Below are 6134 nucleotides of genomic sequence, written 5' to 3'. Positions count from 1 at the left end.
CTGATCAACTCGATCGAGGCGTGTCGCAGCCTGTCGCTTTAAGGCCACAACGATCGGCTCAGGCCTTGGTGACCTTCTGGTAGTCCTTCACGTCCGAGAAGGTGACGTCAGGAGCGCGCTCGGCATCGTATTTCAGCGTGAACTGGCTCGAAGCCATGAAGACCGGGTCGCCGTCGAGGTCATCGGCCATGGCCGAGGGCTTGTGCCCGACGAACTTGGCCAGCGCCGCCTTGTCGTCCGACGAGACCCAGCGCGCGATCGAGAACTGGCAGGGCTCGAAATCGACGGGCAGCGAATACTCGGCATCCATGCGCTCCTTCAGCACGTCGAGCTGGAGCGCGCCGACGACGCCGACGATGGCGGGCGCGCCGTCATGCGGCAGGAAGAGCTGCACGACGCCTTCCTCGGCCATCTGCTGCAGCGCCTCGCGCAGCTTCTTGGCCTTCATCGCATCCTTCAACTTGACGCGGCGCAGGATTTCCGGGGCGAAGCTCGGCACGCCCTTGAAGACGATGTCCTCGCCCTCGGTCAGCGTGTCGCCGATGCGTAGCGTGCCGTGGTTGGGCAGGCCGACGATGTCGCCGGCATAGGCCTCTTCGGCGATCGAACGGTCGCGGGCGAAGAAGAATTGCGGCGCGTTGAGCGGCATCGGCTTGCCGGTGCGGACGAGCTTGGCCTTCATGCCGCGCGTCAGCTTGCCCGAGCAGATGCGCATGAAGGCGATGCGGTCGCGGTGGTTGGGGTCCATGTTCGCCTGGATCTTGAAGACGAAGCCGGTCATCTTCGGCTCGTCCGCCTCGATCGGGCGCTTGTCGGAAGCTTGCGCGCGCGGGCTCGGGGCATAGGCGCCGAGCGCATCGATCAGGTCGCGCACGCCATAGTCGCGCAAGGCAGCGCCGAAATAGAGCGGCGTCAGATGGCCCTCGCGGAAAGCCTGGAGGTCGAAGGGCTTGAGGCCTTCGGCGGCGAGGAAGACCTCCTCGCGCCAGGTCTCGGCGGCGCCGTGCGGCAGAAGCTCGTCGAAGAGTGGATCGTCCCAGCCGGAGACCTGCCGGTCCTCGGCGCGTTCGTCGCCCTTCTGGTTGCGGCGGAAGGTATTGGCCTTGAGGTCGTAGGTGCCAACGAACTCGCGGCCGCGGCCGACCGGCCAGGTCATCGGCGCGACGTCGAGCGCCAGCGTCGTCTCGATCTCGTTGATGAGGTCGAAGGGGTCGCGCGTCTCGCGGTCGACCTTGTTGATGAAGGTGACGATCGGGATGTCGCGGAGGCGGCAGACCTCGAACAGCTTCTTGGTGCGGTCCTCGATGCCCTTGGCGGCGTCGATCACCATCACGGCGGCGTCGACGGCGGTCAGCGTGCGGTAGGTGTCTTCAGAGAAGTCCTCGTGGCCTGGCGTGTCGAGCAGATTGAAGACGTGGCCGCCATATTCGAAGGTCATCACCGAGGTGACGACCGAGATGCCGCGCTGGCGCTCGATCTTCATCCAGTCCGAGGACGTCTGGCGGCGGCCCTGCTTGGCACGCACCTCGCCGGCGAGCTGAATGGCGCCGCCGAAATAGAGCAGCTTCTCGGTCAGCGTCGTCTTGCCCGCGTCAGGGTGCGAGATGATGGCGAAGGTGCGCCGGCGCGCATGCGGCGCGGCAGCGGCCGCGGACGCCTCTATGGTCGAAAGATCGGTCATGGCCGGTGTGAAGACAGGATGAGGCGGGGGAAGTCAATCATTCTCCACGCAGAGGCCGATCAATCGCCCCTTTCCGCGTTCCTCACGGCTCCGTGAGAATTGCCGACAGGTTTGTGAGCGGAACATCCGCGTCTCCGACTGCATTCTGCTTTCTGCGACTTACGTCGTACGACTCCACATAGCGTCGAGGGGAACGGAATGCCCGCAGCCGCCAAGGCCGAGCCACAACCGACCTTGTCCGTTTTCGATGCCGTGACGATCATGGTGGGCATCGTCGTCGGCATCGGGATCTTCAAGACGCCTGCGATCGTCGCGGCCAATGTCGGGAGCGAGGCCGCCTTCATCGGGGTCTGGATCGCGGGCGGCCTCGTCACCCTGATCGGGGCCCTCTGCTATGCCGAGCTGGCCGCTGCCCATCCCCATGCCGGCGGCGAGTATCATTTTCTCGCGCGCGCCTATGGCCGGCCGGTCGCGATGCTGTTCGGATGGGCACGCGGGACGGTGATCCAGACGGGAGCGATCGCCGCCGTCGCCTTCGTGCTGGGGGACTATGCGGCCCAGGTCGCGCCGCTCGGGCCGATGGGGCCCGCCATCTACGCGGCTCTTTCCGTGATTGCGTTGACCGCGCTCAACGTCATCGGCACCGCGCAGAGCAAGCGGATGCAGATCGTCATGACCTTCATCGAGATCGCGGCGCTGGCTGCGATCATCCTGCTCGGGCTGTTCGGAAGCGGGGACGCGCCGCCGCAGGCGGCGACGCCGGCTCCGGGCACGGCGGCGATCGGCCTCGCTATGGTTTTCGTGCTTCTGACCTATGGCGGCTGGTCCGAGGCGGCCTATCTCTCGGGCGAGCTGAAGGACCCGGCCCGCAACATGGTGCGGGTCCTGGCGATCGGCACGGCGATCCTGATCTGCGTCTATGTCCTCGCCAATCTGGCCCTGCTTGCGATTCTCGGCCTCGACGGGCTGCGTGGGTCGGAGGCCGTCGCTGCCGACATGATGAGGCGTGTCGCGGGTGAACCCGGAGCCGTCATCGTCAGCCTCGCCATCGTGGTGGCGGCGCTTTCGACGCTGAACGCGACGATCTTCACCGGTGCCCGCGTCTATTTCGCGATGGCGCGCGACCTCACGCTGCTGCCGCGCGTCGGCGAGTGGGACGAGCGCGGCCGGGCCCCGGCGAACGGGCTTCTGCTGCAGGGCGCGGTCGCGCTTCTGCTCGTGGGCCTGGGAGCGACCAGCCGCGACGGCTTCCAGGCTATGGTCGACTACAGCGCGCCGGTGTTCTGGGCGTTCCTGCTTCTGGTCGGCCTGGCGCTGCCGATCCTGCGCTGGCGCGAGCCTGGGCGGCGGCTGCCCTTTCGCGTTCCGCTCTATCCGCTGACGCCAATCGTGTTCTGCCTCGGCTGCGCCTACATGCTGCATGCGAGCCTCGCCTATACCGGCCGCGGCGCCCTCGTCGGCCTCGCGGTCGTGCTCGCGGGACTGCCGCTGCTGCTCTTCCGCCGGCGGCAAGCGGACATCGAAATGCCCGCCTCCGCCGTGCCTGCACCGCTCAAGTAACGACCGCCCGACAGGAGAGACCTGATGAAGCTCGTTCGCATCCTCACTGCCGCTTGCGCCATCGGCCTGCTTGCGCCGCTCGCCGCCCAGGCCCAGCCCGTCCAGGCGACGAAGGACCCCAGCGCCACGCCTGATTATGTCCCGCGCTCCGGCCAGCCCGGCAAGGATGTCGTCTGGGTGCCGACCCAGCAGGTCCTGATCGACCGGATGCTCGACATGGCCAGGGTGACGAAGGACGATTATCTGATCGACCTCGGCTCGGGCGACGGGCGCACGGTCATCACGGCGGCCAAGCGTGGCCTGCGCTCGCTCGGCATCGAGTACAATCCCGACCTCGTGACCCTGTCGAAGCGCGCGGCCGAGGCCGAGGGCGTGACCGAGCGAGCGCGGTTCGTCGAGGGGGATATCTTCGAGACGAACTTTTCCGATGCGACCGTGCTGACGCTGTTCCTGCTGCCGGAGCTCAATCTCAAGCTGCGGCCGACGATCCTCGACATGAAGCCGGGCACGCGGGTCGTTTCCAACACCTTCACGATGGACGAGTGGGAGCCGGATGAAACCGCCGTCGTGGCAGAAAACTGCTCGAGCTATTGCCGGGCCTATCACTGGGTGGTGCCGGCCAAGGTCGCGGGGACATGGCGGCTCGGCGATGGCGAGCTGAAGCTGACGCAGACCTTCCAGAAACTGTCGGGAACGCTGACGGTGGCCGGCAAGGCGCAGCCGATCTCGGGTGCGCGCATGAAGGGCACGGAGATCAGCTTCATGGCCGGCGGACGCAGCTATAGCGGGCGCGTGGACAATGGCCGCATGACCGGCAGCAGCGAGGCGGCGGGCTCGAAGCTGGAATGGCAGGCGAGCCGCTCCAGCAGCTGACTCTAGGCCAAGGCGCTACCGGCTCAGTTCTTGAGCCGGTAGCCCGTCTTGAAGATCCAGCCGACCACCGCAATGCAGGCGGCGAGGAAGACGAGGGTCATGGCGAGGCTCACGCCGAGGCTGACATCGGCGATGCTGTAGAAGCTCCAGCGGAAGCCGCTGATCAGATAGACGACCGGGTTGAACAGCGTCACCGTCTGCCAGAAGGGCGGCAGCATGCTGATCGAATAGAAGGAGCCGCCGAGGAACGCGAGCGGCGTCACGATCAGCAGCGGGATGACCTGCAGCTTCTCGAATCCATCCGCCCAGATGCCGATGATGAAGCCGAACAGGCTGAAGGTCGTCGCCGTCAGCACCAGGAAGAGCAGCATCATGAAGGGATGCTCGATCCGGAGCGGCACGAAGAAGGTGGCGGTCAGCAGGATGATGAGGCCGAGCAGGATCGATTTCGACGCGGCCGCGCCGACATAGGCGATCACCGCCTCCCACCAGGCGACGGGGGCCGAAAGCAGCTCGTAGATCGTCCCGGTGAATTTCGGGAAGTAGATCGCGAAGGAGGCGTTGGCGATGCTCTGGGTCAGGAGAGAGAGCATGATCAGGCCGGGCACGATGAAGGCGCCATAGGGCACGCCCTCTACCGACTGCATGCGCGAGCCGATGGCGCCGCCGAAGACGATGAAATAAAGCGAGGTCGAGAGCACGGGCGAGACGATGCTCTGCAGCGGCGTGCGCCAGGTGCGGGCCATCTCGAACAGATAGATCGCCGCGATGGCGCGCGGGTTGAAGCTCGCCGTGCTCATGCCCGCTCCCTCACCAGATTGACGAAGATGTCCTCGAGCGAGCTCTGGCTGGTGCTGAGGTCACGGAAGCGGATGCCGGCTTCGGACAGGCCCTGAAGCAAGGTGGTGATGCCTGTGCGCTCTGCCTGCGTGTCATAGGAGTAGACGAGCTCGTCGCCGCCGTTGGACAGCCTGAGGTCGAAATCGGCGAGCGCGGCCGGAACCGCGGCGATCGGTTGCTGGAGCTGCAAGGCGAGCTGCTTCTTGCCGAGCTTGCGCATCAGCTCGGCCTTCTCCTCGACCAGAATGATCTCGCCCTTCGAGATAACGCCGACGCGGTCGGCCATCTCCTCGGCCTCCTCGATGTAGTGCGTGGTCAGGATGATGGTGACCCCATCTTCCCTGAGACGGCGCACCATCTGCCACATGTCCTGCCTGAGCTCGACGTCGACGCCGGCCGTCGGCTCGTCGAGGAAGAGGATGCGCGGCTCGTGCGAGAGCGCCTTGGCGATCATCACGCGCCGCTTCATGCCCCCCGAGAGGCGGCGGATCTGCGTGTCCTTCTTGTCCCAGAGCGAAAGGTCCTTGAGGATGCGCTCGATCAGGGCGGGATCCTTGGGCTTGCCGAACAGGCCGCGGCTGAAGTTCACCGTCGCCCAGACCGTCTCGAAGGCATCGGTCGTCAGCTCCTGGGGCACAAGGCCGATGGCGGCACGGGCGGCGCGATAATCGCGCTGGATGTCGTGGCCATCGGCGACGACCGTGCCCGTGCTGGGGCGCACCAGCCCGCAGATGATGCTGATCAGCGTCGTCTTGCCGGCGCCGTTCGGGCCGAGCAACGCGAAGATCTCGCCGCGCCGGATGGCGAGGTCGACGGTCTTCAGCGCCGTGAAGCCGGTGGCGTAGGTCTTGGACAGACCCGAGACCGAGATGATCGGCGGTGTCGATGGCGAATGCATGGACGCCATATAGGCCGGGCGGCGCGCGGTTGCGATGGCAGGGCCATGACGAAGAAGCATGATTGCTGTCAGCCTGTGGCGGTAGCCTGCCCTCAAATGCGACGAGGCCGGGCACGGGCCCGGCCTCGTCCATGAGTGAGGCGTCCGCCTATTTCATGAAGAACCACAACAGGATGATGATCGGGATCGGAACGCCTACAAGCCACAGGATGATCGAACGCATTGGCAGCCCCTCATTGGACGGATGATGCTGCGGCAACGTTCGCGGGTGGATGAAGGTTC

The 6134-nt window shown here is 65.9% G+C and carries 5 protein-coding genes; 2 read left to right on the top strand and 3 right to left on the bottom strand.

The window, feature by feature from the left end; genetic code table 11:
* Positions 1–58: 58 nt before the first annotated feature.
* Positions 59–1681 (bottom strand): peptide chain release factor 3, encoded by a 1623-nt coding sequence (locus ACIPIA_RS08765; RefSeq protein WP_400508616.1) that lies wholly within the window; start codon positions 1679–1681, stop codon positions 59–61.
* Positions 1682–1879: 198 nt separating this feature from the next.
* Between ACIPIA_RS08765 and ACIPIA_RS08760 the strand changes: the two genes are divergently transcribed.
* Together ACIPIA_RS08760 and ACIPIA_RS08755 are read left to right on the top strand one after the other, a co-directional pair.
* Positions 1880–3241, top strand: a complete 1362-nt coding sequence (locus tag ACIPIA_RS08760) for an APC family permease (protein WP_400508614.1) — start codon at positions 1880–1882, stop codon at positions 3239–3241.
* 24 nt (positions 3242–3265) lie between these two features.
* Positions 3266–4114 (top strand): class I SAM-dependent methyltransferase, encoded by an 849-nt coding sequence (locus ACIPIA_RS08755; protein ID WP_400508612.1) that lies wholly within the window; start codon positions 3266–3268, stop codon positions 4112–4114.
* Positions 4115–4137: 23 nt separating this feature from the next.
* Here the strand turns inward: ACIPIA_RS08755 and ACIPIA_RS08750 are convergent, their stop codons facing one another.
* Both ACIPIA_RS08750 and ACIPIA_RS08745 read right to left on the bottom strand, forming a co-directional pair.
* A complete protein-coding gene (locus ACIPIA_RS08750) occupies positions 4138–4914 on the bottom strand; it encodes an ABC transporter permease (protein WP_400508610.1) in 777 nt (258 codons plus the stop codon).
* Positions 4911–5852: an ABC transporter ATP-binding protein gene (locus ACIPIA_RS08745; protein ID WP_400508618.1), complete on the bottom strand. Its 942-nt coding sequence runs from the start codon at positions 5850–5852 to the stop codon at positions 4911–4913. Before ACIPIA_RS08745 ends, ACIPIA_RS08750 begins: the two co-directional genes overlap by 4 nt.
* Positions 5853–6134 lie beyond the last annotated feature (282 nt).

Origin of the sequence: Allobosea sp. CER48, assembly GCF_044752385.1 — a bacterium.
Lineage (GTDB): Bacteria > Pseudomonadota > Alphaproteobacteria > Rhizobiales > Beijerinckiaceae > Allobosea.
The sequence above is the reverse complement of the archived record's forward strand: the minus strand, read 5'-3'. Positions and strand labels throughout refer to the sequence as shown.